Origin of the sequence: Lacticaseibacillus parahuelsenbergensis (assembly GCF_030770265.1) — a bacterium.
Lineage (GTDB): Bacteria > Bacillota > Bacilli > Lactobacillales > Lactobacillaceae > Lacticaseibacillus > Lacticaseibacillus casei.
The window spans coordinates 1843014-1868619 of sequence record NZ_CP132482.1; the positions used below are offsets into that span (position 1 = coordinate 1843014).

Consider the following 25606-nt stretch of genomic DNA (forward strand, 5'->3'; position numbering starts at 1 on the left):
GAAAAAGCGAGGTGCTGAAAGATGCGGAACAACATCATCTTAGGTAACAATGAAACCGGCGAACGTATCTATTTAACTTCTAAGAACAAGCGGAACACGCCTGATCGTCTGCAACTCAAGAAGTATTCACCAAAGTTACGCAAACGTGTGGTCTTTACCGAAGTGAAATAGGCTATAAGCCGTCAAACGTCAAAAAAGTACCTTCTTACCAAGATTGTCGGCAAGGAGGTACTTTTTTGACGCCTAGCATCATTTTTCGTTCAATAGTGTCTCAAACAAAGACGGAATGGGCAGCGCTGCGTGAATTTGCTTTTTGGAAAATGGATCGACAAAGCTTAAACTTGTCGCCTGTAACGCCTGGTGGTCAATCAAAGTGCTTGGTTGACCATAAAGTCGATCGCCAATGAGCGGGTGACCGAGACTGGCAAAATGAACGCGTATTTGATGAGTGCGGCCGGTTAGCAGTTGCACATCAACGAGAGTATTAGTCGCCGTTTTCAACACCTTATACCTGGTTTGAGCCGGTTGCCCAGCATCGGTAATGATTCGGTGAATCCCATCCGCCCCCAAGCCGATAGGGGCATCAATCTCGCCTTCTGATTTCGTGAGCTGACCACTAACAACGGCGACATACTGTTTTTCCAACGTTGCGTGTTGTGCCTGATCAAAACGGCCTTGCGCGTAAGGGTGCTTGGCTGCCAGGACAAGTCCAACAGTATCGCGATCCAGCCGAGTGATAATGGCTGGCTGCGGTTCAGTGATGCCCTGTTGCTGCAAATACCACACGATCCGATTTAACAAGCTATGATTAGGTGCATGTGGGCCGGGAACACTAGTCACGTTGGCTGGCTTGGTAACGATTAGCCAGTTATCATCTTCGTATAACACGTGAAGCGGCACCTTTTCCGGCGTGACCGTTTTGGTGGTTGGAATCGCAAAGCGCACGACCTGCCCAGCGTTAATCGCAATATTGCCGACCGCCTGACCATCCACCCACAGAAGCCGATCACTCAGCATCTTTTTGAATAAGCGATGGCTGACGCCTTGCTTGGCCAACAGACGTTTAACCGTGGTGGTGGCTGTCGCTTTTGAATCAAATGTATATCGCATGGTTTTCCCTTCGTCATGACCAGCATTTCTGCGCCTTAAAACCGAACGAATTTTTTGGAAAGTTTGCATTCAAACGGCTTTTGGGACTATGGTTAGAGTATAACTAATGTACAAGAATAAGGAGGAACAGGCAAATATGCAAGTAGAAAAAGATGTGATTTACGATGAGGCCCATAATTTACCCGCTGATATTTATGTGCCAGAGGATGCCAATGGTGCGGCCATTGTGTATGCCCACGGCGGCGGCTGGTTCCGTGGAGATAAGAAAAATGAAGATGATTTAGGTGAATATTTTGCCAATGCCGGTTATCTCGTGGCGATTCCCAATTTTCGCCTAGCACCGAAGTTTTTGTATCCGACAGCGCAAAACGATTTCGATCATTTTGTCGACTGGCTGCTTGCTTCCCCTTATGACTTCGATCGCAAACGTCTGGGTCTGTTAGGTGCCAGTTCAGGCGGTACCATGGTTTTGCAAAACAGCCTATCTTCCGGCTATCCCGTGGTTGCGTGGTCACCGGTTGTCGACTTTGCCAATTGGGTTCAGAAAAATCAAATGGTGAAAGCATCGGTTGATGCCAAAAGTGAATTTGGTCTCACTGAGATTCATGAAATCCACGATGCTTTTTATAAGTACTTTATTCAAACATATTTAGGCGGCCTGGATCCGCGGCTGTTAACAGCGGTCAATCCAACGAATCATTTGACCGACCAACTCGGGCCAACGTTGCTCTTTAACTCCGCAGATGAGCTAATGCCTCTGCCAAGTGCCTTACATTTCGTGCAACAGGCAGCTATGTTTGGCCGCGACATTTCATTGCATGTGGTGCCAGGTACCGGTCATGCACGCGACTACACCAGTTTCGCATTACCTGAAACCAAGGGCTTCCTTGATGATCATCTCTTTACCAGCGTTGAAGATAAAACGCTCAACAAGGCGACAGATTAAGTTTTTATTTGTAAAATCGGCGAGTTGCCAAATTAAAAAATCGTCTCCGACGTCACACAGACGCTAGAGCCGATTTTTTTATGTCTTTATGTTTAAGCGTTATGGCCGAAGTATCAGTGGGGTGGTCGCTCCCGGTGCAACCCACTGGAGACCGCCGTTTACCGGCACCAAATAAATGGCATCTGCGGCAACATCGGTCGGCGTCAAAATCATGCCGTTCCCCTTTGGCGTTGCTGTGTAACCTGAAGTTGTTTTCACGCCAGCTTGGGAAATAGTCATCTGATCACCGGTAATCGTCAGTGTCACGTGCTCATTGTGCCATGTGCCAATGTAAAACGGTGCTTTAACTGTGGGCTGACTGGTTGCTGAAGACGCGGCGGCGCTAAATGAATTGACAGCATCAGTTGAAGTGCTGGCAGTCGTAGTGGCCACATCCGTTTTAACTGAAGTCGTCACACTCGTCTCACTTTTACTTTCTGATGTACTGGCTTGCGCGCTAGTCTGACTGGTCAGTGATTGATGCGTCGCTGTTTTTGTTGACGCAGTTCCGGCATCTGCCGTTCTTACCTCACTTTTAGCACTGACTTGATGCTGATAAAACGCGGCGCCGGAAAGTCCGCCAAGTGTTACCAAGGCTGCTGCTATCATCATCCATTTCTTCATGTCAACCACTCCCACTCAAACCTGATTAGCATTTTGCTTCTTTCAACATTTTTAGTCTAGCATGCAGATCATTCTCAATGTTACAAAAAGATGTCAAAACAAACAAATCTTAATATTTACAAGGCTTTGGCGTGTCATCTTTTTGTAACTTAGCAAAAATAGCACGAATGACTTGCAAAAGCAAACGTATGTTCGTAAGATTGTTTTGAGGTGATTTGAATGACGTATGAAGACAAAATCGGCGAGCAAAAGTTTGCGGCGTTGGTCGACGATTTTTTTGCCAATCGGTATATCGACCGTGGCATGCGCAAGTGGCAGGGCTATTACCTCTCCGACCATACCGCAGCGTTAAAAAAGCAGGCAAAAGCCGAAAGCATCACCTATCCGCCGCTTTCTTTACAGGAACAGCCTTATATTCGCATGATTTTGCTGCGCGCGTATGCTGAAGGCCAATCCGTCACCCTTCAGCTTGATTTGCAAACACCAAATGGTCAGATGTTGCCGCCAATCACCGGCAAAGTGGCCGGATTAAGCGACAGCGATGTGGTCAATGTTGACGGTCAAAACATCAGTATCGACATGATTCGGCATATCGATTTGATTCCTTTTCCGGTTTGAATCAAAAACGGCACCCGCAATTACCACGAGTGCCATGCTTTAGCTTCTTATTTTGGAAACTGAATGATCTGGTCAAGCTGGCTTGGTTCCCAGGAGCGTCAATGCGTCAAAAAAGTATGCCAGACTCAGATAATCGGCCGTACCACCCGGACTCAGATTCAGGGTGATCATCTCAGCATTCAAGGTGCGCAAGGCATTGGGTAACCGCGTATCGGAAACATGCAGCAACGCCTTCGCCGCATCTTGAACAAATCGCAAACCGGCCGGACCGCCGCGATGCAAAAGATTGGCATCTTCAACTTGCGCCATCAAATGCACCATTAAGCGCAGATAACGCAAATCGCCCTGTGTCGTCGTCTGTCGCAGATATGGCAACATGCGCTCACGAATAGTCGGATAACCGGCCAAAGCCTCGCCACGGACTCCTGTGACGCCGTGTTTCACATATAAAGCTTCGCCGTGACTTAGCTGCGCTTTGTCACCCAAATGGCGAAAATCACCGGCGACGCCTTGTGCAATTTGCGCAACTGCCGGAAAAAGCGGCGCAAATTCCGCCGCCGCCAAATCATGCAAGGAATTCTGCTGCAACAACCAACCAAGTGCCCCTAATAAAAAGCCAAAAGAAAAGTTGGCACCACGATGCGTATTGACGCCGTGCGTTGCCGTCAGCATGGCACTTTCCGCGTCAATGCCAATCCTCCGCAACTCCTGATAAAGTTGCGGCACTGTTTTAGCTGCGAGCCCCGCGTGCAAGTATTGCCCAAAATAAGGTTCTAGCGCATCAATACTGGCCTCGAATGTGGTGACATCCATATCCCGGTGGGCCCCGTTCGACTCGGGATCAACCAAGCCCGGTTTGGGTGCAAGCAGCACTTCCGCATGTAAACTGTTCACCGCTGCTTGAGCGATACGTTGTTCATTCAATGTGTTTGGCCTTCATGACTTTTAGAATATATTGCAATGAATGTTCGAGATGTTCCCGAGTGATGAGCTTGATCTGATCGTCATCCCGATTTAACATGCCGCGATAAAGCAGCCAATGTTCCTGAATCGCTAAATTCCGCCGATCATCACCATTAATACTAATATCACGAAAATAAATCAAATAATTTTGCAGCTGATTGACAATCATCTTCAACCGCAGCATATGACTCGCATCATAAATAAAGTTGTTAAATTCGGTAAACTTTGCCATGACTTCCGACACTCGTCCTGCATCGTTTAGGCGATCCGTTTCTTCCAAAAGCGCCCGCATCTGTTTAAATTGGTCAGGCGTCATCAAGCGCATGGCCTTGCGAATCGCTAAAACATCCAATTCCTTGCGAATGTCAAAAATCTCGTAAGCATCATTAATCGAAATGCCCTTCACAACAACGCCAATACCGGTCTTGCGTTCGACCAGGTCCTCTTCATCCAGACGCTCGAGCGCATAACGAATAGGTGTACGACTGATATTGAGATTTTCGGATAGATTCTTCTCGTTAATCCGTTCACCGCTGGGTATTTCACCCAGCAAGATGGTTTTGCGCAACGCTTCGTAAACCGCTTCTTTAATCGGCCGGTTCTGTGAAAGATCCAAATTTTTCTTAACGGCTGGCACCACTTCATTCATCGTTCGTTCCCCCTCGTCCTGAGGGCCATTATACCAAAAAAAGCCGTTAACTAGTCGGTTAACGGCTTGACCCATGTTTCTTCCAGCGAAAATCGATTTATCCGCAAAATGGCACAGGTCATGAAACTCAGTTATGGGTAGGATCAAACGTCAAATCAACTGTTTGAACCGGAACATCGTAGAATGGATCTTCACGCCGACCTAAAAAGTCTTTCGCCTGATCAGGGAACAAAGCATAGCTCAAAACGTCTTCTTCTGAATGAGCGTATTTGGCGATCGCTTTACGGAATCCCGGCATCTGCGGCTCGATTAAATCAGCCGGACGTGTCGTCACGATCGACGCATCACCAATGATTTTCTTGGTCATTTCCGGAGAAATCGGTACAGGCGGGCGGCCATATAAACCGCGTACATAGTCTTTGATTTCTTTTGGAATCAACTTATAACGCTCACCGCTCATGACATTCATCAAGCTCTGGGTGCCGACCATTTGTGATAATGGCGTTACCAGCGGTGGGTACCCTAAGTCGGCGCGGACGCGAGGCACTTCTTTTAAAACATCCCCGTATAAGGATTCCTGCCCTTGATCCTTGAGTTGAGCCAGCAAGTTAGACAACATCCCGCCTGGCACTTGATAAATCAATGACTTCGGTTCAACATCCTTGACCCGCGGGTTTAGCTGTCCGGAATCGCGGAATCGATCACGAATCGGGGCAAAATAACTGGCAATGTCACTCACTGTATCCAGCTTGACGTCGGTCGGATAACCGAGATCCTGCAAAGCAACCAGCATTGATTCAGTCGCTGGCTGACTGGTACCGCCGGCAAATGGGGAAACGGCGGTATCAATGATGTCGGCTCCTGCGCGCACGGATTCGAGATACGTCATTTCAGCCATGCCCGCGGTTGCATGCGTATGCACCTCAAGCGGCACGGTGATCTCCTGCTTAATGCCGGTCACGAGATCAAAAGCTTTCTGTGGCGTCAAAATGCCTGCCATATCTTTGATCGCAATCGAATCGGCACCCATATCTGCCATTTTCTTGGCTAATTTGATGAAGTAATCAACCGTGTGGAACTCGCTGGTGGTATAACTAATTGCCAGCTGTGCGTGGCCACCCGCATTTTTGGTGGCTTCAAGCGCGGTCTTTAAGTTACGCGTGTCATTTAAGGCATCAAAGATCCGAATAATATCAATGCCGTTTTCGACCGACTTTGTGACAAAATCGGCGACAACATCATCGGCGTAATTTTTATAACCAAGTAAATTTTGACCGCGTAGTAACATCTGCAGCTTGGTATGCTTCACAGCTTGACGAATCTTGCGCAGACGTTCCCACGGATCTTCGTTCAAGTAACGGAGGCAGGCATCAAAGGTGGCCCCACCCCACATTTCTAACGAATGATAACCGGCAGCATCCATTTTGCCTAAAATTGGCAGAATGTCGCTTAACGACATCCGCGTGGCAATCAGACTTTGCTGACCGTCACGCAAGACGGTTTCCATAAATTGGACTTTTTGTTTAGCCATGTGTGGTCCAACCCTCCTTTATGATTGCTTCAACCACTTTTTGAACTTCCGGCAGACCGTGCCGCCGTGATCGAGCACAGACCTTGGCATCCCCGCCGCAAACCAAGCAGGTGCGCGGTGGCAAATCAAGATCAGTGCGCGAAATCTGGTGTAGCTGCCCATCTTTTAACGTCACCACATCCAGATCCAGTAGGTCGCAAAAATGCTGTTGCTGCTCAAAACCGACCATCAGTCGCTTCAAGGTAATCGGTGACAGCCGAACTGCTAAATAAGCTTCGGGGCCAGTTGCCAAGACTTCGATTTGGCTTTCCTGCACTGCTTCACCCAGTTGATCCTCTAGCGCTTGCATCGCTGCCGAAAAGACTGTGACCACTCGCTGGCCAGTCTTAACCGGACCTGGAATTCGCAAAGTCACATGCAACAAAACGGTTTCGGGATGAGCGGTCAACCATTCACGTTCCTTGACGATCCTGGCATCTTTAGCTGCGAGCATTTGTCCGAGATCAACTTGTGGACCGTCTAAAACTGACAATTTAAACATTGTGGACCACATCGATCAAGGTACCATCCCGATATTCGATCAACGCAACGACCTTGTCACCATACTTAATCGGTTCAGGCGTTCCGGTAATCTTGTATGCCATTTCTTTAAGCGCTTCAATCGAAAATTGTGGCACTTTCAAGTGTTTGAACATCTCGATCAAGTCCGTCCGCGCCGGGTTAATCGCCACACCGACTTCGGTAACCACGACATCAACGCTAGCGCCTGGTGTCACCACCGTATTGACACTTTCGACGATCGTTGGAATCCGGCCCCGAACCAATGGCGCAATGACCATACTCATTTTGCAGGCAGCACTTGTATCACTATGACCGCCTGATGCTCCGCGAATAATCCCGTCAGAGCCGGTAATGACGTTGACATTAAAATCAGTGTCGATTTCCAATGCTGACAAAATAGCGATGTCAAGCTGGTTAATCACAGCACCCTTGCTTAGTGGCGAAGCGTACATGTTGGCATCAATCTCGTAATGATCGGCGTTTTCTCCAAGCGAAACCGCTGAAGGATGGTCAAAGTCTTGGACATCGATGATCTTTTCAACGAGTCCTTCTTTCAGGAGTTCAACCATGGAATTGGTAATCCCACCTAGTGCAAAGCTTGCTTTAATGTCTTGCTTCAGCATCGCTTCCCGCAAGAAACGGGCAACGGCAAGTGATGAGCCACCTGTGCCGGTTTGGAAGGAAAAACCATTTTTAAAGTAAGCAGACTTGGTAATTACTTCTGCGGCATATTCCGCAATTTTTAATTCTTTAGGATTCTTGGTAAAGCGGGTCGCCCCTTTGGCAATGCCGGTTGGATCACCAATAGAATCAACCTGAACCACATAGTCAACGTCGGTTTGCGGGATACTGATCGGCGTATTCGGGTAAGGGACCAGACTATCGGTAATAGCAACGACTTGATCGGCATACTTGGCATCAATCATGGCATAACCTAAGGAACCACAAGTTGCTTTTCCTTTAGTGCCATTGATGTTGCCGTATTCATCACTGCTTGGTGCACCGAGAAAGGCCACGTCAATGTGAATATCGCCGCGTGCGATCGCCCGTGCCCGACCGCCATGGGAACGAATCACAACTGGATTTTCCATGATGCCACTGGAAATAGCGGCACCGACTTTGTCACGCAAGCCAGAACTGGTGATGTTGGTGACCACGCCATTTTTAATGTGCTCAATGAGCGGTTCGTGCACGTTGGCAATTGAACTTGGTGCAATCGAGAGATTCTTGATTCCCATTTTGGCAATTTCTGCCATGACCATGTTCATCACATAATCGCCTTCGCGAAAATGGTGATGGAATGAAATGGTCATGCCGTCTTTTAAGCCAGTGGCGACAATGACGTCGTGAATCGAAGCAACCAATTTACTATGATCGGGCTTCACCGGCTTGATGTGCCGCGCATGTTCATCATAAGGCCGAATATTGGCAAACTCGCCACCATAAACCCCATACTGATCGGCGTATGGTGCCGGAATCTCACGATTAAGCTTATTCTTGACCATCAGTCTACCTCCATTCCTGATGCCTTAGCGAGCGCAATCGTATATTGAGCCCGTTCGACCACTGGCTTATCAACCATTTGACCATTGACAGAAACAACGCCGGCCCCTTTGGCTTCAGCTTCTTTCAAACCGGCAACAATCTCGCGGGCTTTCTGTACTTCAGCCAACGCCGGAGCAAAGACACTGTTAATCACTGGAATTTGCCGCGGATTGATGACTGATTTACCGTCAAATCCAAGTTGTTTGATTAACTCGGTTTCATGGCGCAAACCCTCTTCGTTATCGACTTGCGTGTAAACCGTATCAATAGCAGAAATGCCGGCTTCTCTAGCTGCGTGCAGAATATAGTTACGGGCAAAAGACAGCTCCGCCCCATCTGCAGAACGGTGCGTGTGCTGGCTGGTTAGATAGTCCTCAGCGCCAAGCGCAATACCAATCATTCGCGAAGAAGCCTGCGCAATTTCACGGGCATTCAAAACACCTTCTGCGGATTCAATCGCAGCCATCATATGCGTGGTGCCGACTTCAATGCCGTATTTTTCTTCAACTGCCGTGATCACGGCATCGACATCGCGAATATCTTGCGCGGTTTCCGTCTTTGGTAACCGGATCACATTAATGCCGCCAAGTACCATCGCTTCGATATCCTGATCGCCACCAGCATCGAGTGCATTGACCCGGACAACCGTTTCAACACTGCTATAGTCAAAAGTTTTCAAAGCTGAGTACACCAACATCCGGGCCGTATCTTTTTCTTTTAATGAAACGGCATCTTCAAGATCAAACATGATGGCATCCGCACCGTAAATGGGGGCATCGCGTAACATTCCCGGGTTAGCCCCTGGGACAAACATCATGGTTCTTCTTAATTTATCCATGCGTTGATCTCCTCCCAGTCAAATGTCTTGTTATCCGCTGCACGGTAGGCTGCCGCAATGGTCCGTGCTTTGATGGTACAATCCAAAGCACCTTTGTCATTTGCTTCTACCGCAACCCCTTCGATACCCAATTTTGTCAAAGTTGCTGCGATCACGGCACGGATCTGCTCGCCAAACTGCTTTTCAACACTGCTTTGCAGTTGGATCGTGGTGCCGCTATCGGCAGGGGCCAGCGTGATTTGGATATCACTTGACTCTAATGTCCCAGCCGTTGCGGGATGATTAATTTTCATGAGTTGATCGCTCCTTTATTTCTGTATAAACCTCCGGATAAACCAGTTGTTCGACCGTGGCCCAGTCATGGTGCTTGATCGCGGCACGAACACGGGTGGCGCTGACCACCGAACCGCCAATCGTCAAACGCGGCACCACAATTAATTCAATGTCATCAGCAAAAGTCGCTGCCAATTGCTGATTGTAAATCGCCGTGACCGGCGAAAGCGGTTCTTCGCCAACATATCGCCGGGTGATGCCAAGAATCGGGGCAATGCGTTGTTTAAAAAGTGCCGCGTCTAGTCCGGCTTGCGCGGTCGCAATCGCCGCATCTGCCCGATCCTTGAGAAAGTAACTTGGAAACGTGGTACTGGAGACCATGTAGTCCTGTGTCGGCAAAACCACCACGTTGGACCAGCGTGCTGCCACCTTTTTGACTAAGTCCAGACGCTCTGTTGCCGTGAACATCGATCGTTCAGCTGATAAGACAAAAACGTAAACAACTGCATTATTCTTTGCTGCTTGTTCGATTAAATAGGCGTGGCCGCGGGTGACCGGATTCGCATTCATCACAATGGCTGCAACGGGCTTTCCCGATTGGCGAGATTCTTCCAGCAGCTTGGTATAATCGGCAAAGTTAGGATAGCCCCGTTCCAATAAAACCACTGAATCGGTGGCCGCCAGCTGTTTAAATCCCAGTGACTGGAAAAACTTCAGCGTGCTCGGTTTGGTATAAACAAAGCTATGCGTGATGGCTTCATCATCCAGCCGATCGAGCAAGGCCTGAATAATTTGCGCCAACAGATTCTCATGTTGAGCTGTCGGTGAAATTGCCACTTCTTTGATAATATTGCCCGACAATGACCCCGTCGCCAGCAAGTCGTCTCCTTCAAAAATGCCAACTGTATAATCGACTTGGCGATCCGGAGTCAAGCCAGCATCAACCAGCAACGTCTGCCAGGCTTCAGCGGCCTGCGGGTTCAAATCGAACCAAATGCGCTTTAACGTCGCCATTTTATTTTGCCGCTTTTTTGGCTGGTGCAAATTTAAGCAATAGTTTGGCGACAATGTAGATGATGAATAAAACAATAAACACGCCGCCCATACCTACTAGCATCAATTCACCAGCCTGTTCAACAGCAGTCGGATCAAATTTCATAACGCAAAACCTCCCAAGGGTGTTCAGACTTCTCAACTGACAGGTGCATTGATGTTAAGCACCAAAGAATGACAGCAAGAGACCGCCAGCAATAACCGAACCGATTTGACCGGAAACATTGGCCCCAACGGCATACATCAATACAAAGTTCTGCGGATCTTCATCCGTCGCCATCTTCTGAATGACCCGGCTTGACATCGGAAAGGCCGAGATGCCTGCCGCACCGATCATCGGGTTGATCTTTTCTTTGCGGAACAGATTCAATAGCTTGGCGAAAAGGACGCCGCCGACCGAATCCATGATGAAGGCGAAAAGTCCAAACGCAATGATCATCAATGTTTGAATATTCAGGAACTGATCCGCTTGTAATTTAACGGAAATCGTCAGCCCTAACAGGATCGAGACAATGTTGACCAGCTCGTTTTGCGCGGTGTTGGACAATCGATCCAACACGCCACATTCCCTGAGCAAGTTGCCGAACATCAGGAACCCTACTAATGGCAGGGAAATTGGAGCAATAAAGCCAGCGATGATAGTGATGATAATTGGGAACAGAATTTTGGTTGTCTTGGAAACCCCTTCTGCGCGATAAGTCATCCGGATGCGACGTTCATGCTTCGTCGTGACTGCTTTGATTGCCATCGGTTGAATGATTGGCACCAACGCCATGTACGAATACGCCGCGACCGTAATGGCCCCCAGTAAATTCGGTGCCAGTTGGTTAGAAACGAAAATGGATGTTGGGCCATCTGCCGCACCGATGATCCCGATTGAGGCTGCTTCTTTGATGTTGAAACCAAAGAAAACAGCAACAAAGACAGTAGCGAAAATACCGAATTGAGCGGCAGCCCCGAAAAGTAACATAAATGGATTTTGTAACAACGGACCAAAGTCGATCATGGCGCCGATCCCAATGAAAATCAGTAATGGGAAAAGTTCGGTGTTGATGCCGGCTTTGAACAGGACATCCAACACCCCTTCCGTCTTAGTGCCGCCAACAACCTGGGTTAAAACCCCGGTTCCGGGGAAGTTCACCAAAATGGCGCCCAATCCCATCGGAACCAATAATGTTGGTTCGTATTCTTTCTTAATACCCAGATACATCAAGAGCGCACCGATCAGCATCATTGCAATTTGGCCTAGCGTAATGGTCGTGATTCCGTGAATGAGCGCTTCCATACCTTCACTTCCCTCCTCTTTAATTGTTAAATAATGCTGATCAGTCCATCACCCGAGTTTACATTTTGATTCAGCGTTGCGATGATCTCGCCAACAGTACCGGCTTTGGGTGCCACAATTTCGTTTTCCATTTTCATGGCTTCGAGAATCATCAGCGGTTGGTTTTCGGTGACAGCATCACCGGCTTTAACCAGAATCTTGGTGACAGTGCCAGGCATTGGTGCCGTTACGACTTCTCCCTCACCACTCGGGGTAGCCGGAGCAGTAGGTGCCGGAGCCGGTTCAGGCGTTGGTGCTGCTGGTGTTGGGGCACTTGACGCAGCCGGGGCAGCAGGTGCTGCTGGTGCGGCCGGTGCTGCTGGCGTACCGCCGATTTCTTCCATTTCGACCAGATAGGTTTTACCATCGATCGTGATCTTGAATTTTCTCAACATCTTTTTCAATCCACCTTTTTCTTAATTGACTTGACCACATAATGCCCATGACCATCACCCGCCGCAATCGCGCTGGCAATCAAACCAACCCGTTTGGCCTCGGGATTTTCAACATACAAATGTTTAAGAACGAGTTTGGCATCAGGCGCAGCGTCCGCAGTAACGGCAGCAGCGATCAAACTGGCAGTTAATTCGTTAGCTGGATCAACTTCCAGATAATTGGGTACTTCTTCCCATTCATGCGCCTGAGCTGCTTCATCACCATTCACCGATTTAACCGGCGCCGATTCAACTGGCGTTTGTGGTTGTTTTCGCCGATGCAACCATTTAAACATTTTCACACCCCCTAAGCGTGAGCCGGTGCGGGTAGAAGCCGGGTGTAAGTGGCCTTTGACGTGTTACGACGAGGGCTCCTTACAGGCAAGCTTCTGCACCAGCAAACGCGTTAATGTAAGCATGAGCCGGCGTTGTTAAATGCCGAATCAAGCGTTATCGTCATGCATTTTCTGGTTCTCATCAACCTTATAATACGGGGAAAAGCCAATCGCGATTGGCTTTTCGGTGTCTTTTTGAATTGTGCTTATTTTTGTGGTAGATAGAATGGTACGTGGCCGAAGAGCATAACGGTTACCACGAAGATTGCGAAAACGCCTAATGCATATTTTCCGGCTTCGCGTTGCCACTTACCCATGTCCAAACCGGTGAGCCGGAGCAATAGATAAATGAAAGCAACTAACGGTGAAAGCAAGTGGAATGCTTGCCCCATTAATGAAGCTAAAGCCATCTGCATATTGGTAAAGCCGTATGCGCGTCCCGCAGTTGCCAGCACCGGCATAACGCCGAAGTAGAAGCCGTCGTTACTCAAGAAGAAGGTCCCTGGTGCGGAAATCAACGCAATAACCAATCCCCAGAAGCCAGCCATGGAACTTGGGATAATCGCGGTGAAACTCTTGGCAAGTGCTTCGGCCATCCCGGTTCCTTGGAATAAGCCCATGAAGACCCCGGCAGCAAAGACCAGAATAACAACTTGCACGGCATCGCCGCCGTTAGCACCGATTCGCTTGCTTTGGTCGCCTAACTTAGGATAGTTAGCCATCAATGCAATACAGGTACCCACCAAGAAGAGCAACAGCGGTGGCATTGCAATTGCCTTAATAAAGGAACTTGCCACCAACCAGGCAATGAGCACAATGGTCAGAATGCCGTTAAAAGCAAACATATTTGGACGGCGAATTTCGGAAACTTCAGGATCAACCACTGACGTCATCTCATCGATTTCTTCATCGGTTAATTCCCGAACACCCAAGCGTTTCCGTTCTGCGCGGCCCATGTGCGGTGCAACGTAGAAAACAACATAAGCCAAGGCCAGAATCATACCTGGCAATAAATACGTCAAAATGTCGGCATCAACCTTCAAAACGGCCATGGCCCGGGCAGTTGGCCCGCCCCAAGGCAACAGGTTCATGATGGTATTTTGCAAAATAATCAAAACACCGAGATTCATCATATTCATGTTGAGCTTCTTATAAATCGGAATGAATGCCGAGCAGCAGATCAAAGTCGTTGTGGTGCCATCCCCGTTAAGTGAAACTGCCATCGCAACAATCGCGGTTGCCATCAGCACTTTCATCGGGTCACCTTTCGCGATCTTGATCATCCGGGCTGTAATCGGATCGAACAGACCGGCGTCGAGCATAATGGAAAAATACAGAATAGCGAATAAGAGCATGATCCCTGTGTTAGCGGTCGTTGTCAGACCCTTCAACACAAAATCGCCGATCGTCCCTTTCTTCGCCACGCCTGCCACCATCGCAATAATTGCAAACAGCAGCGGGATCATCACTAAAGAAGTGAATGGTGAAAGCTTCTTGGTCATGATGACGTACATGAAAACAATAATCATGGCGTAAGCAATGACGGTGAGTAACATAGTCCCAACCTCTTTTCATAAGTTTTTGTCGCTATCCACATGATACGTGATTTCTGTCACGAAAAGGCCGATTTTGCGTCTTTAGAACACCAAAAGAACAATTGTACGGTTAAGGGAAAACTAAAATTTTCAAGAAAAAGAAAACGCCTTCATTGGCTTAAAATTCGGTTTTAAGTCAACGGAGGCATTTTTAAATGATACGATGGGAGCAATTGAAAAAGAACGCTTTTCAATTGATACTTATTTCACAATGGACTAATACAGATGCGTTTTTCTGTGTTAGTCTACCAATCCTGAAAGCGTTCGTCTTCCAACTTTTTCAACAGTTGGTGAAAGTTTTCCCGTGACGGAGCGTGGTCCAATGTTTCCTGTTGCAACTCATTAAACCGCTCTGCTAAGTAATAAGCAGTGAGATAAAGCGTCAGTTTTCGTTTGACAATGGCTTCCGGATCTTTGTCGTCTGGAACTTGGTGTGATCCCACAACAAGATTGGCGAACTGTTTCGGATTTAACCGTAAATCATCAGGTGCATCAGCCTTCATGATAGAACCTCCTTTTTTAAGTATGCCTAATACTAACATAAAAAAACGAACGTTTCCGACCAAAAGCGGGCGTTCGTCACGATGTTGGGGATGATGTTCGGGTTAAAAATGCCGGGGGAACTGCATGCACCAACCAAACCTGACTCCCTGTCGGATAAAAAGTTTTACCGGCAGCTGCTGCCGATTGCGCGGTCACGCGATAAATAACCGGATGAGGGTCATGCCGCACGCCAACTTGCCAAGCCATTTTCGGATTCTCGGAAAGATGGACAAAATCGCGGTCCATTGGCTTGAGTCCTTCAATGTCAATCAATGCGGCTGCTTGATGGGATGTGCCATGATATAACCAGATTGGCGGGCGCCGCGCCGACATTAACGGCAAGACCGGGACGCTATGGCCGTACACCGCTCTGATGGTGCTCCCCTCAATCGCAAACCGTTGCTTATCGCTTTGTGTCATAATGTCATCAAGCACCTGACGATCAAGGTGCATCTGGTAATGCGCATTGAATCGCCGAATCAACGTTTCCAAATCCGTGCGGCCATAGCGATCCAGTTTGATACCGATTTTTTTCGGATGGTGCCGCAAGATCAGGCTTAATGTTTTACTGATTCTGACGAGTCGCTTATCCATTAATGACCACCTCGTTTTTCAAATTGACAAAGCAAAGAAGGCATAACATTGAAACTGCATTTTTCCGCGGCGAACTTAACCGATCTTGACGCCATTATGCGAATCGAACAGGCGGGCTTCACACCCCAGGAGGCTGCCAGTCGTTCCAGCATGGCGGCCCGCATCATTCATTATCCTGACACGTTTATTGTAGCGCGGACTGATCAAACAATTGCGGGTTATATTGTTGGCCCAGCCACTTCACAGTCAACCATTACCGACGATTTATTTGTTACCAGCCAGCCTAACTCGGCAGCTGCGCCGTATATTGCAATTTTGAGTCTTGCAGTTGCGCCTGATCTGCAACATCACGGCATTGGCCGCCAACTCCTAGCCAAAATGAGCGATGTCGCGCGCAAGCAAAACCGCATCGCCATTACCTTAACCTGCCTTCAGCGCCTTATCCCCTTTTACGAGCACGCAGGCTTCCACAATGACGGACAAGCAGCTTCCACTCATGCCGGCGAAGTTTGGTTTAACATGACAAAAGATGTGGGGCCGATGAGTGAGTCGTGAGGTAAAAGGGAACGAGACCGGTAATTCAATTCCGATTCCTGATTTTTGTCACGCTCATTTTTCGCTTTAAAAGTGGTATTTTAAGCTCCATTAAAAAAACAATATCCTTTTCTCAAATTAAAATATGGAACCATGACCGGTGATTGTCTCCGGCTATTTTGCTTTACACACTAGTCGTTTTGGTTTAAACTACTAGTGTGTAAAGCATATTAGGCGAAAGGATGATACTGATGGCGAGAGACGACAACAGCCAGATGCTAAAAGGCATTTTACAAGGGTGCCTGCTCATTTTGCTCGCGCGCAAAGAACAATACGGCTATGCTATCAGCGAATCGCTTAATCTTTTTGGCTTCGAAAATGTTCCTAAAGGGACAATCTATCCCCTGCTAATGACGATGGAAAAGAAGGGTCTCTTGACAAGTCATATGCGCCCATCGCCGGACGGACCAAGTCGCAAGTATTATGCGATCACTGCAGATGGCGAAAAGGCCAAGCAGACATTTATCTTGCAATGGCATGATCTCAAAAGTCACGTTGATCAAATCATAGCGAACCAACCCGAGGAGGCTTAGCCATGAAAAAGCGCACGGAAGCTGTCAATAAAATAGCAGCTGAGAACAATCAATTACGTAAACAACTGACAAAAGCCAACCGCGACTACTATGAAGATTTGCTAGTTTACATGCGGGGCAAAAACTTGTTCCGGGACGACTATCAACTTGAAGAAAGTTTGCTAGGTATTCTCCAAGACCTCATTGACGCGCAAAATGCTGGAACAGACGCAATGACTTATTTTGGTCATGACCCCAAACAGACGGCAACTGAACTACTAAAGACGATTCCCCTGCGTATCGGCAATTTTATCTGGTTTAACTTAAAATTGGCAGCAATGATGATGTTTATTTTGTGGCTGCCGCGTCTGACCTATCCAAACGTAACCTTCGATGCCGGAAGTTTGTTACTGGCTTCCGGCATTGCGATTGTCAGTGCGTGGGGTGGGCTTTGGTATGTCGGTAGCCACGCTTTTGCCAAACCGTCCCGTCTTCAACTAACGGCAATTATTATTCTCGGTGTGATACTGTTTGGCATCATGATCAGCGTCTTGCTATTTCTCAAAACCGGCTGGCAAATCCGCCTTTCTGCCCATACTTCGTTCACCGTCATTATTTTAGGGTTGATCATTGCGGCGATTTTGCCGTTTATCCATCACCTCACTGAACTTGAGCGCCCGATTTACTACTTCAGCTTGTTTATTCTCATTCTTGGTTTGCTTGTCTATTTGCGAGCCACACGTTCCTTTTTCAGGACCAAGATCGACTTTGGAAAGTGGCAATGGTTGCTTTATGTCTTCATAATCCTCTCGGGAGTCGGCATCGGCGTATTAATTTGGTGGCTGGGAGAACGACGGCATCATCATTAAAAAGCCTGTCATCACGACAAAGTCCTTAACCGTAAGTTATCTTTTCCAACTAAAAGTGCGCCCCTACCGCAACATTCCGCTAAAATAGATGGCATACGCATTGATTGAAGGAGTGACTTTTTTGATTCAAAACGAAACCATTCGTCGTCAGCTCCATCACCGCTCCATTCGGCGGTTTAAACCTGAGCACCTCAGCCATCAGACGATTCAGACGCTGCTGGATGTTGCCCAGCACACCGCAAGTTCCATGTATTTACAGCTTTTTTCGGTCATCCATATTCTTGATCCGAAAATTCGGGCCAAAATTGCGGAGATGAGTACGCAAACTTACCTGAATGGATCGGGCGAACTGTTTATTTTCATTGCCGACTTGCACCGCGTCGCCGACTTAACCAGGGCGGCGCAGCAACCCCTTGACCGCCTCGGCCGGATGGATAAGTTTTTGCAGGCAAGTGCCGATGCCACCTTGGCGCTGCAAAACATGGTCGTGGCAGCCGAAAGTCTCGGCTTGGGCACCGTCACATTAGGCAGTATTCAAAATGATGCGCAAGCCTTGATCGATTTGCTGCATTTACCTAAGTACACGTTCCCGTTATTAGGGCTCGCAATCGGACTACCGGATGAGCATCCTGATGAAAAGCCACGCATGCCCGAATCACTGGTCGCCTTCGCGAATCACTATGGCGAACCGGCACCGGCTACTGAGGCAATGACCGATTATAATCGTACGGTGCATGATTACTACGCCACCCGTCACGGCAACCCGCGCGAAGAAACATACACCGATCTGGCGGTCAGCGCAGCCACCCACACGCCAGCCAAACGTGGTGACTTGTTCAAGGTAATGCGCCGTCAGGGTTTCTTCCCGGAAAGTTGAAAATTGCTTTTTGCATAAAAATTTTAAAATGCGCACAAAATAACCGACACGTCGGCTGCTTGATGAAATGGTCAGGCGGTCGACTTTTTTTGCCATGATTTTAAAAGACGTCGGTTCCATAATTTGATGGCTTCCACCCTTCATAGTTGGTTCAGCATGACGCTTTGGACTGCGCCTATCGAAGTTCATTGACCAATCAGTCAATTTCCTATTGACCCACCAGTCAATCGCAACTATACTTCAGGCGAAAAGGAAAATACGACGGAAATATGAGCCGCAATTCCACCTTTCACGCAGAATGCCAGCATCTTTTAAAAAGATCGCATTCATAGGAGGCTACCATGGCAACCAGTGTCATCGAATTAGATCACGTTCAAAAAAAGTTCGGCAAGTTTGAGGCGTTGAAGAATGTCAGCTTCACGTTGAGCTCAGGACAGATACTCGGCTTCTTAGGGCCTAATGGTGCAGGCAAATCGACGACGATTCGCATCATTTTAGGCATGTTAAAGAAAACCGCCGGCAGCGTTACCGTATTTGGTCACGATGCCTGGCGTGATGATGCCGTCATTCATCCCCGGATCGCTTACATTCCCGGTGATGTTTATTTATGGCCGAATCTGTCCGGCGGCGAAATTATCGATTTGCTGCTTAGGTTAAACGGCCGCGACCATAACCAGAAAACCGATGACTTAATGCAGCGATTCAAATTTGATCCAACCAAAAAAGCCCGCACCTACTCCAAAGGTAATCGCCAAAAAGTCGCGCTGATTGCCGCTTTGTCGCAAGATGCGGACCTGTATATTTTTGACGAACCGACTTCTGGCCTTGACCCACTTAATGAGCAGACTTTTCAACAGGAAGTCCTTAAGCTTAAGCAGGCAGGTAAAAGTGTTTTGCTATCGAGTCATATTTTGTCAGAAGTGGAGCGGATGTGCGATTCGATCGTGATTATCCGTGATGGCAGTGTGATTGAAAGCGGCAATTTAGACCAAATGCAGCACTTGGCGCGGCTAAAAGTCGAAGTCACGACAACAACAGCCAATGATGATCTAGCTCGTGTTGCTGGTGTTCACGATTTGACATTTGCAGCGGACGACCACACCAAAGCGGTCTTCACCGCCGATCGCGATGAGTTGAGTCGCATTATGCAGACCTTAGCGACCACCTCGATCCTAGACTTGCGGGTCTCACCGCCAACGTTAGAGGATCTGTTTATGCGTTATTACGGAAAGCCGGGTGAATCACATGCGGCGGAATAATCGGCATGCTGGCTATCTTTTAAAAGCCAACCTCAAACAAAATCTCAAATTTTCGATTGTCTGGCTAATCATTCTCGTCATGATGATTCTCAGTGGCGCTGTAAAATTAGAAGCAGCCTTCGTCAATGGTGCCTCCGGTTCAAAAGACATTGTCAAAATGCTGCAGGCACCGGGGATGGCCGCGATGTTTGGCGCAACGCCTAGGGTTAGCACTTACAACGCTGCCATCATTTTTGCCGGTGTGATGGTCGTTTTCATGATCATTTTGCAAGCCTTGTGGGTCATGCCGCTGATGATTCGCGACACCCGTGGACAGGAAGAAAGCGGCTTGTTGGAAATGGTCCGGGCGCGCGATGTCGGGCGCACGGCGGATGTCATCGCTGCCATTTGGGAGCTGCTACTGGTCAGCTTTGTGATGGCGGCCGCCTACTTCGCCTCGCTGCTCGCTGTCAACATGGACGGGACTGACATGACCGGCGATTTGTTGTTCGCCATTGCCATGCTGATCGCCAATCTGGTTTTCGGCAGCATCGCTTTGCTGTTCGCCCAACTGGCCAACAATACCCGCACCGCCAGCATGTTAAGTTATATGGTCTTGGCCGCCGCTTATCTCATTCGGCTCGTCACCGATCTTAACCACCAGCAACTCACCTGGCTTTCCCCGATCGGCTGGTTTGAAAAGGTCGACTTTTATACGAAAAATCAACTCACGCCGCTGTTTCTGGGCCTTGCCTGCAGCATCTTGCTTTGTGGTGCTGCCATGGCCATTGCGCAAAGTCGCGATCTCGGCGCCGGTGTGCTGGCGGAAGGAAAAGGTCGCGCCACCGCAGCGCCGTGGTTACGATCGATGCCGGCCTTGATCTGGCGAACCGAACGCGGTCTGTTGTCCGGTTGGCTGATTGGTGCGGTTATTTTCGGCGGCGTCATGGGCAGTGTTCTTGGCGGCGTTGGCGATATTCTTAAAACCAACCCGATTTATCGCCAGCTCTTAGACGTCAAGCAAATTCACGCCGCCAATCAAACCATGGTACTTTCGTTTCTGGCGATGTATATGGCCATTTTTGTCGCTTTGGCCGTCACCGCGGGGATTCAGATTGCCTTTCGCCTTAAGCACGACGACCGGCTGGGCTATCTTGGCATCATTCACGCGGAAAAGCCAACGCGAACCATGATCAGTACCAGTTACAACTGCTGGGCCTTACTCGTGGGCATTTCGGTGCTTTCTGTCGGACTACTTGCCTTATTCTTAACCGGTAATGCGGTTTTGAGCCAGCCGCTGCCGGTAAAGTATCTCGGGCGACTCTTCATCGGTGGTCTGCCTGCAGTCCTGGCATTCATCGCGTTAGGCATTGCGCTAGCCGGTTTGTGGCCAAAACTAAGCAGTCTCTTCTGGCTTTATATGGGCGCCGGGCTGATCGTACAGGTCTTTCATGGGTTGTTTTCACTGCCCAAACATGCAGGCGATTTTACTCCTTTTGGCTGGATCGCTGATGTTCCGGTCAAGGCTTTGGGTCAATCATGGCTTGTCATCATGCTTGTCAGTGCCGTGATCCTCTTCATCATCGGCATTGCCGGATATCGTCGACAGGATCTGAGCGTATGAAAAAAGTCGTCACCGACCCGCAAAAAGTAACCCGAATTTTACAAGCAGCAACTGACGCCTTCGGACAATTAGGCTTTGCAAAAACCAAAACCGACCAAATTGCTGCAACTGCCGGAGTCTCAAAGGGCTTGATTTTTCATTATTTTGGCAATAAACAAGCCTTATACCTCGACACCTTTAAAACCGCTTATCAGCGGATCTATGCCCATATGGATCCGCACCAATGGCAAGACGCACCGGGCTTAGCCGCTATGATGTCAGCGGCGGTGAAATATGAGATGAAACTGCAATTGGCCTTTCCTGCCGAATACCGCCTCATGATGCAAGCTTATGCAGATTTACCACATTTTCCCCAACCCTTGCAGCAGCAAATCCAACAGGAAACTCGAGCCATTTCCGTGGAAGCCAATCGAATTTTTCGTGAAAAAATCGAACAATTACCCCGCCGACAAGGAATTTCCGTTGATGACATTTTCAGTGTTGTTTCTGCCCTCATCGCCCAACAAACCGCTGTCACGACGCAGCTAATCGCCACTGGCAAGTACCGCAACTTTGAAGACCTGCAGGCGGTGGTTGATCAAATGAACCGTCAGTTGAAGATCGTTGAACACGGTTTTTTGCCAGACTAGCTGCTTATTTAATGAAAAAAACTCAGACAACGCCTCACTTAATATTGAGGCAAGTTGTCTGAGCCTTTTTAAACTGTCAAGCTTTTGCTTTCGTCAGTTTAAACAAGCGCGCGTAGAAGCCGAAGTTGACCAAGCCAATCAGGAGTAGTAGTGCAAAAGCTAATTGACTGCCAATGCCGACGTTCTGGGCATGGGTCAAGCCAGGCACCGTGACCGCGGTCATCATCCCGGCCAAGACCGTGGTGCCGATCGACCCGGTGACTTGTTGGCCGGTGCTGTATAAAGCGTTGGCGTCACTTTGATACTGGTGGGCCATGACCTTCAAGCCGTAAGCCGTGCTGTTGCCGAATGCCATCGACCGACCAATGGCGAAGATCAAATACAGGATCGTCACGCCTAATACACCAATATGGCGACCCCAAATCGTAAAGCCCAGCATCCCGACCGTAAACAGGCTGTTACCCAGCAAAAGCGGCAACCGCCCACCAAAATGATCCAGCATCCAGCCATAAACCGGCTGACCAAGGCCATTAAAGACACTGCCTGGTAGCAAAATCAGCCCGCCGACAAACGCACTGGCGCCATCCACGGTTTGCACGTAATTTGGCAGCAGAAAATTAATCCCCACATTGGAAAACTGCATCAAAATATACGGTAAAAAGCTGTATAAAAAGCCGCCATCATGGAAAACATCCAGCTTAAACAATGCTTTGGCATGATGCTTGGACAACCATAAAAAAGCACCCATCGCCACAAGCACGACAGCACCGGCCACGCCTGCAATAAGCCAGGTATGCTCACTAACGCCATTTAAAGCGACTGTCAAACTAATCAAAGCAACCCCCAGCGCCGCAAACCGCAGCCAGTCAAACGCAAACGCAGAAGTCGGTGTATATTGCTTAATGCGTCCTTGCCCCAATATGAGCAGCAAAGTCGCAAACGGCAAGGTGCTCCAAAAAATCATCCGCCAATCAAAAAAGTTGGCGATGGCCCCGCCAAAAGTCGGTCCCAAAGCTGGCCCGATCAGAATGATGAGATTCGCGATGCCCATATATGTACCCAGTTTACTGGTGGGCACCGTGTCCAAAATAATGTTGACCATCAATGGTCCGCACAAGCCGACACAGCCAGCCTGGACCAATCGCCCAAGCAATAACACCCAGAACACCGGCGCTAAGGCACACATCAGATCGCCGATGATGAAAAGCAGCGCCGCCGTAATGAAAAGCTGGCGATTGGTAAAGCGGCGTTTCATGTAAGCAGAGCTAAGCATTACGAGTGCCGCCGCCAAAAGATAGCCTGACGTCACCCACTGCACGGTTGTCAAAGAAACATGAAAATCATGCATTAACGTCGGAAACGTGACATTCATGGATGTTTCCGTTAAAACTCCGAAAAACGACATAAGCGCCACAATGGTGATGACAAACAAGGCATGACGCGCGTTCTTTTCCTTTTGCTCGATGGTTGTTTTTGCCATGATCGGCCTCCCTTATCTTCCATGATAAGCCGGGCCATTTTCAGTAACAATATTGAAATTTAAATAATTCCGTGAAAACCAGGTTTTTGGCTAGTACTTTTTCTGAAAGTCAACGCAAGAGTGCGCTAATATGGAATCAATTAATAAAAATTATTTTATCAAGCGTGTTTAGCGAAATATGCTGTGCGGATACCCGGCAATCACCGGGCATCCCACTTGGAGGAAATTTCATGACAATCGTTTTGATTCTCCTCGGCTTTTTGGTCGGGGCTTTTATTATGACAATGGGTGGCGGCGGTGGCGCTTTCTACCTTGGTATTATGACCGGTGTCGCGCATTTGTCGCCGAGTACGGCTGCCGCAACCTCACTTTTTACCGCCATTCCGGCACTGGCGGTAGGCTGTTATAGTCACTATCGCACTGGCAATATGCGGTTTCACGCCGGCAATCGGATTCTGCTCACCGCTATTCCGGCCACAATTGTCGGCAGCTTGGCAGCGCCTTACATTCCTGAACTAATTTATTCATGGGCCATCGCCATCATCTTTGTCGTGCTCGGCGTGCAGATGCTACGGCAATCGTTTGCTCGTCACGCCAAAAAGACCGGCCAGCCTACTTGGTTTGCCTATGTGCTAGGCATCATTAGCGGCTTAATGGTCGGTATTGCCGGCTTAAGTGGCGGCGGACCGATTATGGCCGGGTTGATGCTAATGGGTTTGGATATGCCGCACGCGGCCGCAACCTCCTCTTATGCGTTAGTTGCCTTGTCTATCATTGGCTGTCTGCTGCACGCGACCCAAGGCACGATTGCCTGGACAGTGGGCGGCTTGCTGATGCTCGGATCGCTGGTAGGTGCCGCCATTACTCCGCGCATCCTCAACCGTTTCGATCCGCGGTTACTCACCGCCATCTTGCGCCCGGTTCTCGGTGTTTTACTGATCGTGATGGCTGTCAATCAGGTGTGGTAACCACATTGCGACAACTTAACCAGCAGTTAAAAAATTTGCCGCGAACTTGAAAGCGTCTCCATTGTTTTTGCTGACGCCTCTCTGCATAATGAGACTAAAGATCATTAAAAAATGAGGGGTGAACATCATGCAACTGAGCCAAATAATCCGTAATAAGCGGCTAGCCGCCGGGTTAACGCAAGAAGAACTCGCGCAAAAAGTAGGTGTCTCCGCGCCTGCTGTCAGCAAATGGGAAAAAGGCACATCTTATCCTGACATCACCATATTACCTGTGTTGGCGCGTAACCTCGGCACGGACGTCAACACATTGCTGGACTTTTCTTCTGACTTAGATCCAGCGGCTCTCCAGGACTTTAACGCCAAGCTAACCATGACAGCACAAAAATATGGTTGGCAAGCCGCCGTTGCGCTGATTGATCAAGAGTTGCGCGACTATCCATCAGTTTCACAATTACAGATGATGGCGGCACCTTTTCTTGACATGCTGAAGCCTCAGATTCCCAAAGACGACTGGCCTCCCGTACAACAACGGATTATTCAGTTGTACAAGGCGGCTGAGCAAAGCTCCGATTTGCAACAGGCACAACTTGCTGCACTGGGTCTTTTCAATTTTTATCTCAGTGAAGAGCAATTCGACGCGGCGGAAAAACAACTTGCTGCGTTACCTACCGAAACAGTGACTGCATGGGCCTTAAAACCTAAATTGCAGTTAAAACGTGGTCAGCTGGCTGAAGCCTATGTTGAAGGCGAGAAGCTGTTGGGTAGCGATTATGGTGCTCTAGGACAAGTACTCGACCTGCTAACTCAAGTGGCCATTGCTGACCACCAGCTGGCAACTGCCGAGGAATATGTGAAGGCCGCCAAAGCATTGGACCAAGCGCTCCATATGAACAGTCCTTTCGTTATTGAAACCGAATTACAACTCGCCGAGGCGACCAAGGATGCCAAACGGGCAGTGGCTGTCATCCGGCAATTCGCTGACAATCTAGATCAACCCTTCCCCAAGGTTTTCCAGCATCTGTCTCAACCAAAATCGCGGGAATCGCCAGCTGTGGCACGCAAGCAATTCGTTCAGAACGTTGTGCTTGACCCAGACTTGGCATTTTTACAAGATACCCCTGAATATAACGAATTGCTTAAGCAGTACGCCGATTAGCTGACCCTATATAAATGTTGTAACAAACAAATCATATGTAACCAAAAAGGCATTGCCTCACGCAGATTGTGGGCGATGCCTTTT

At 48.6% G+C, this 25606-nt stretch carries 30 protein-coding genes; 12 read left to right on the forward strand and 18 right to left on the reverse strand.

The window, feature by feature from the left end; translation table 11 throughout:
• The first annotated feature begins 21 nt into the window (after positions 1-21).
• Positions 22-171 carry a 50S ribosomal protein L33 gene (rpmG, locus tag LACPH_RS08635; RefSeq protein WP_003566154.1) on the forward strand — a complete coding sequence of 50 codons (150 nt, stop codon included), beginning with the start codon at positions 22-24 and terminating at the stop codon, positions 169-171.
• Between the two features lie 78 nt (positions 172-249).
• On the opposite strand, the gene LACPH_RS08640 is transcribed toward rpmG, so the two are convergent.
• Positions 250-1110 (reverse strand): RluA family pseudouridine synthase, encoded by an 861-nt coding sequence (locus tag LACPH_RS08640; protein WP_306386659.1) that lies wholly within the window; start codon positions 1108-1110, stop codon positions 250-252.
• A 136-nt stretch (positions 1111-1246) separates the two neighbouring features.
• Here LACPH_RS08640 and LACPH_RS08645 point away from each other — a divergent pair, with 136 nt between their 5' ends.
• Positions 1247-2056: an alpha/beta hydrolase gene (locus LACPH_RS08645; protein WP_025013108.1), complete on the forward strand. Its 810-nt coding sequence runs from the start codon at positions 1247-1249 to the stop codon at positions 2054-2056.
• A gap of 99 nt (positions 2057-2155) precedes the next feature.
• On the opposite strand, the gene LACPH_RS08650 is transcribed toward LACPH_RS08645, so the two are convergent.
• Positions 2156-2719: a hypothetical protein gene (locus LACPH_RS08650; protein WP_306386660.1), complete on the reverse strand. Its 564-nt coding sequence runs from the start codon at positions 2717-2719 to the stop codon at positions 2156-2158.
• Between the two features lie 219 nt (positions 2720-2938).
• Here LACPH_RS08650 and LACPH_RS08655 point away from each other — a divergent pair, with 219 nt between their 5' ends.
• On the forward strand, positions 2939-3337 hold the full coding sequence (locus LACPH_RS08655; protein ID WP_049172601.1) for a hypothetical protein: 399 nt from the start codon (positions 2939-2941) through the stop codon (positions 3335-3337).
• Positions 3338-3409: 72 nt separating this feature from the next.
• Here LACPH_RS08655 and citG read toward each other — a convergent pair whose 3' ends face one another.
• The 15 genes from citG to LACPH_RS08730 all read right to left on the reverse strand — a co-directional run bounded on the left by citG (position 3410) and on the right by LACPH_RS08730 (position 15575).
• Complete coding sequence (citG, locus tag LACPH_RS08660) at positions 3410-4261, reverse strand: triphosphoribosyl-dephospho-CoA synthase CitG (RefSeq protein ID WP_306386661.1); 852 nt, start codon at positions 4259-4261, stop codon at positions 3410-3412.
• Positions 4254-4949: a GntR family transcriptional regulator gene (locus LACPH_RS08665; RefSeq protein ID WP_010491343.1), complete on the reverse strand. Its 696-nt coding sequence runs from the start codon at positions 4947-4949 to the stop codon at positions 4254-4256. Before LACPH_RS08665 ends, citG begins: the two co-directional genes overlap by 8 nt.
• Before the next feature lie 127 nt (positions 4950-5076).
• Positions 5077-6480 (reverse strand): oxaloacetate decarboxylase subunit alpha, encoded by a 1404-nt coding sequence (locus tag LACPH_RS08670; RefSeq protein WP_306386662.1) that lies wholly within the window; start codon positions 6478-6480, stop codon positions 5077-5079.
• On the reverse strand, positions 6473-7021 hold the full coding sequence (citX, locus tag LACPH_RS08675) for a citrate lyase holo-[acyl-carrier protein] synthase (RefSeq protein ID WP_306386663.1): 549 nt from the start codon (positions 7019-7021) through the stop codon (positions 6473-6475). The genes LACPH_RS08670 and citX overlap by 8 nt, the downstream gene beginning before the upstream one ends.
• The gene (gene citF, locus LACPH_RS08680) at positions 7014-8546 is read right to left on the reverse strand and encodes a citrate lyase subunit alpha (protein ID WP_306386664.1); all 1533 of its coding nucleotides are present in this window, start codon (positions 8544-8546) and stop codon (positions 7014-7016) included. Before citF ends, citX begins: the two co-directional genes overlap by 8 nt.
• Positions 8546-9424 carry an aldolase/citrate lyase family protein gene (locus tag LACPH_RS08685; RefSeq protein ID WP_010491347.1) on the reverse strand — a complete coding sequence of 293 codons (879 nt, stop codon included), beginning with the start codon at positions 9422-9424 and terminating at the stop codon, positions 8546-8548. Before LACPH_RS08685 ends, citF begins: the two co-directional genes overlap by 1 nt.
• On the reverse strand, positions 9412-9717 hold the full coding sequence (gene citD, locus LACPH_RS08690) for a citrate lyase acyl carrier protein (protein ID WP_032958725.1): 306 nt from the start codon (positions 9715-9717) through the stop codon (positions 9412-9414). Before citD ends, LACPH_RS08685 begins: the two co-directional genes overlap by 13 nt.
• On the reverse strand, positions 9707-10711 hold the full coding sequence (gene citC / locus LACPH_RS08695; protein ID WP_306386665.1) for a [citrate (pro-3S)-lyase] ligase: 1005 nt from the start codon (positions 10709-10711) through the stop codon (positions 9707-9709). The genes citD and citC overlap by 11 nt, the downstream gene beginning before the upstream one ends.
• A gap of 1 nt (position 10712) precedes the next feature.
• Positions 10713-10856, reverse strand: coding sequence for an OadG family protein (locus LACPH_RS08700; RefSeq protein ID WP_049172589.1), 144 nt, complete (start codon positions 10854-10856; stop codon positions 10713-10715).
• A 54-nt stretch (positions 10857-10910) separates the two neighbouring features.
• A complete protein-coding gene (locus LACPH_RS08705; protein WP_039639198.1) occupies positions 10911-12035 on the reverse strand; it encodes a sodium ion-translocating decarboxylase subunit beta in 1125 nt (374 codons plus the stop codon).
• Positions 12036-12061: 26 nt separating this feature from the next.
• Entirely contained in the window at positions 12062-12469 is a 408-nt protein-coding gene (locus LACPH_RS08710) for an acetyl-CoA carboxylase biotin carboxyl carrier protein subunit (RefSeq protein ID WP_306386666.1), read from the reverse strand.
• 5 nt (positions 12470-12474) lie between these two features.
• Complete coding sequence (locus LACPH_RS08715) at positions 12475-12804, reverse strand: hypothetical protein (protein ID WP_306386667.1); 330 nt, start codon at positions 12802-12804, stop codon at positions 12475-12477.
• A gap of 245 nt (positions 12805-13049) precedes the next feature.
• Positions 13050-14399, reverse strand: a complete 1350-nt coding sequence (locus LACPH_RS08720; RefSeq protein ID WP_010491356.1) for a CitMHS family transporter — start codon at positions 14397-14399, stop codon at positions 13050-13052.
• A 284-nt stretch (positions 14400-14683) separates the two neighbouring features.
• Positions 14684-14941 carry a hypothetical protein gene (locus tag LACPH_RS08725; RefSeq protein WP_010491358.1) on the reverse strand — a complete coding sequence of 86 codons (258 nt, stop codon included), beginning with the start codon at positions 14939-14941 and terminating at the stop codon, positions 14684-14686.
• Between the two features lie 76 nt (positions 14942-15017).
• The gene (locus tag LACPH_RS08730; protein ID WP_306386668.1) at positions 15018-15575 is read right to left on the reverse strand and encodes an RNA 2'-phosphotransferase; all 558 of its coding nucleotides are present in this window, start codon (positions 15573-15575) and stop codon (positions 15018-15020) included.
• Positions 15576-15623: 48 nt separating this feature from the next.
• Between LACPH_RS08730 and LACPH_RS08735 the strand changes: the two genes are divergently transcribed.
• The 7 genes from LACPH_RS08735 (at position 15624) to LACPH_RS08765 (ending at position 21918) form a co-directional block, all read left to right on the forward strand.
• A complete protein-coding gene (locus LACPH_RS08735) occupies positions 15624-16130 on the forward strand; it encodes a GNAT family N-acetyltransferase (protein WP_306386669.1) in 507 nt (168 codons plus the stop codon).
• A 230-nt stretch (positions 16131-16360) separates the two neighbouring features.
• Positions 16361-16702, forward strand: coding sequence for a PadR family transcriptional regulator (locus LACPH_RS08740; protein WP_306386670.1), 342 nt, complete (start codon positions 16361-16363; stop codon positions 16700-16702).
• Between the two features lie 2 nt (positions 16703-16704).
• Entirely contained in the window at positions 16705-17550 is an 846-nt protein-coding gene (locus LACPH_RS08745) for a DUF1129 domain-containing protein (protein ID WP_306386671.1), read from the forward strand.
• 88 nt (positions 17551-17638) lie between these two features.
• Positions 17639-18427, forward strand: coding sequence for an NADPH-dependent oxidoreductase (locus LACPH_RS08750; RefSeq protein ID WP_370531176.1), 789 nt, complete (start codon positions 17639-17641; stop codon positions 18425-18427).
• 341 nt (positions 18428-18768) lie between these two features.
• Positions 18769-19686, forward strand: coding sequence for an ABC transporter ATP-binding protein (locus LACPH_RS08755; RefSeq protein WP_306386673.1), 918 nt, complete (start codon positions 18769-18771; stop codon positions 19684-19686).
• Positions 19673-21289, forward strand: a complete 1617-nt coding sequence (locus LACPH_RS08760) for an ABC transporter permease (RefSeq protein ID WP_306386674.1) — start codon at positions 19673-19675, stop codon at positions 21287-21289. The genes LACPH_RS08755 and LACPH_RS08760 overlap by 14 nt, the downstream gene beginning before the upstream one ends.
• Entirely contained in the window at positions 21286-21918 is a 633-nt protein-coding gene (locus LACPH_RS08765) for a TetR/AcrR family transcriptional regulator (RefSeq protein WP_306386675.1), read from the forward strand. Before LACPH_RS08760 ends, LACPH_RS08765 begins: the two co-directional genes overlap by 4 nt.
• A 76-nt stretch (positions 21919-21994) precedes the next feature.
• On the opposite strand, the gene LACPH_RS08770 is transcribed toward LACPH_RS08765, so the two are convergent.
• A complete protein-coding gene (locus tag LACPH_RS08770; protein ID WP_306386676.1) occupies positions 21995-23398 on the reverse strand; it encodes an MFS transporter in 1404 nt (467 codons plus the stop codon).
• Positions 23399-23628: 230 nt separating this feature from the next.
• Between LACPH_RS08770 and LACPH_RS08775 the strand changes: the two genes are divergently transcribed.
• Positions 23629-24366 carry a sulfite exporter TauE/SafE family protein gene (locus LACPH_RS08775; RefSeq protein WP_306386677.1) on the forward strand — a complete coding sequence of 246 codons (738 nt, stop codon included), beginning with the start codon at positions 23629-23631 and terminating at the stop codon, positions 24364-24366.
• Between the two features lie 127 nt (positions 24367-24493).
• Positions 24494-25522: a helix-turn-helix domain-containing protein gene (locus LACPH_RS08780; RefSeq protein WP_306386678.1), complete on the forward strand. Its 1029-nt coding sequence runs from the start codon at positions 24494-24496 to the stop codon at positions 25520-25522.
• Positions 25523-25606: the final 84 nt, after the last annotated feature.

What these genes read in the sequence shown, in the direction of transcription:
- rpmG (WP_003566154.1), top strand. Translation starts at nt 22, where the DNA reads ATGCGGAACAACATCATCTTAGGTAACAATGAAACCGGCGAACGTATC.
- LACPH_RS08640 (WP_306386659.1), bottom strand. Translation starts at nt 1,110, where the DNA reads ATGCGATATACATTTGATTCAAAAGCGACAGCCACCACCACGGTTAAA.
- LACPH_RS08645 (WP_025013108.1), top strand. Translation starts at nt 1,247, where the DNA reads ATGCAAGTAGAAAAAGATGTGATTTACGATGAGGCCCATAATTTACCC.
- LACPH_RS08650 (WP_306386660.1), bottom strand. Translation starts at nt 2,719, where the DNA reads ATGAAGAAATGGATGATGATAGCAGCAGCCTTGGTAACACTTGGCGGA.
- LACPH_RS08655 (WP_049172601.1), top strand. Translation starts at nt 2,939, where the DNA reads ATGACGTATGAAGACAAAATCGGCGAGCAAAAGTTTGCGGCGTTGGTC.
- LACPH_RS08665 (WP_010491343.1), bottom strand. Translation starts at nt 4,949, where the DNA reads ATGAATGAAGTGGTGCCAGCCGTTAAGAAAAATTTGGATCTTTCACAG.
- LACPH_RS08670 (WP_306386662.1), bottom strand. Translation starts at nt 6,480, where the DNA reads ATGGCTAAACAAAAAGTCCAATTTATGGAAACCGTCTTGCGTGACGGT.
- citX (WP_306386663.1), bottom strand. Translation starts at nt 7,021, where the DNA reads ATGTTTAAATTGTCAGTTTTAGACGGTCCACAAGTTGATCTCGGACAA.
- citF (WP_306386664.1), bottom strand. Translation starts at nt 8,546, where the DNA reads ATGGTCAAGAATAAGCTTAATCGTGAGATTCCGGCACCATACGCCGAT.
- LACPH_RS08685 (WP_010491347.1), bottom strand. Translation starts at nt 9,424, where the DNA reads ATGGATAAATTAAGAAGAACCATGATGTTTGTCCCAGGGGCTAACCCG.
- citD (WP_032958725.1), bottom strand. Translation starts at nt 9,717, where the DNA reads ATGAAAATTAATCATCCCGCAACGGCTGGGACATTAGAGTCAAGTGAT.
- citC (WP_306386665.1), bottom strand. Translation starts at nt 10,711, where the DNA reads ATGGCGACGTTAAAGCGCATTTGGTTCGATTTGAACCCGCAGGCCGCT.
- LACPH_RS08700 (WP_049172589.1), bottom strand. Translation starts at nt 10,856, where the DNA reads ATGAAATTTGATCCGACTGCTGTTGAACAGGCTGGTGAATTGATGCTA.
- LACPH_RS08705 (WP_039639198.1), bottom strand. Translation starts at nt 12,035, where the DNA reads ATGGAAGCGCTCATTCACGGAATCACGACCATTACGCTAGGCCAAATT.
- LACPH_RS08710 (WP_306386666.1), bottom strand. Translation starts at nt 12,469, where the DNA reads ATGTTGAGAAAATTCAAGATCACGATCGATGGTAAAACCTATCTGGTC.
- LACPH_RS08715 (WP_306386667.1), bottom strand. Translation starts at nt 12,804, where the DNA reads ATGTTTAAATGGTTGCATCGGCGAAAACAACCACAAACGCCAGTTGAA.
- LACPH_RS08720 (WP_010491356.1), bottom strand. Translation starts at nt 14,399, where the DNA reads ATGTTACTCACCGTCATTGCTTACGCCATGATTATTGTTTTCATGTAC.
- LACPH_RS08725 (WP_010491358.1), bottom strand. Translation starts at nt 14,941, where the DNA reads ATGAAGGCTGATGCACCTGATGATTTACGGTTAAATCCGAAACAGTTC.
- LACPH_RS08730 (WP_306386668.1), bottom strand. Translation starts at nt 15,575, where the DNA reads ATGGATAAGCGACTCGTCAGAATCAGTAAAACATTAAGCCTGATCTTG.
- LACPH_RS08740 (WP_306386670.1), top strand. Translation starts at nt 16,361, where the DNA reads ATGGCGAGAGACGACAACAGCCAGATGCTAAAAGGCATTTTACAAGGG.
- LACPH_RS08745 (WP_306386671.1), top strand. Translation starts at nt 16,705, where the DNA reads ATGAAAAAGCGCACGGAAGCTGTCAATAAAATAGCAGCTGAGAACAAT.
- LACPH_RS08750 (WP_370531176.1), top strand. Translation starts at nt 17,639, where the DNA reads ATGGCATACGCATTGATTGAAGGAGTGACTTTTTTGATTCAAAACGAA.
- LACPH_RS08755 (WP_306386673.1), top strand. Translation starts at nt 18,769, where the DNA reads ATGGCAACCAGTGTCATCGAATTAGATCACGTTCAAAAAAAGTTCGGC.
- LACPH_RS08760 (WP_306386674.1), top strand. Translation starts at nt 19,673, where the DNA reads ATGCGGCGGAATAATCGGCATGCTGGCTATCTTTTAAAAGCCAACCTC.
- LACPH_RS08765 (WP_306386675.1), top strand. Translation starts at nt 21,286, where the DNA reads ATGAAAAAAGTCGTCACCGACCCGCAAAAAGTAACCCGAATTTTACAA.
- LACPH_RS08770 (WP_306386676.1), bottom strand. Translation starts at nt 23,398, where the DNA reads ATGGCAAAAACAACCATCGAGCAAAAGGAAAAGAACGCGCGTCATGCC.
- LACPH_RS08775 (WP_306386677.1), top strand. Translation starts at nt 23,629, where the DNA reads ATGACAATCGTTTTGATTCTCCTCGGCTTTTTGGTCGGGGCTTTTATT.
- LACPH_RS08780 (WP_306386678.1), top strand. Translation starts at nt 24,494, where the DNA reads ATGCAACTGAGCCAAATAATCCGTAATAAGCGGCTAGCCGCCGGGTTA.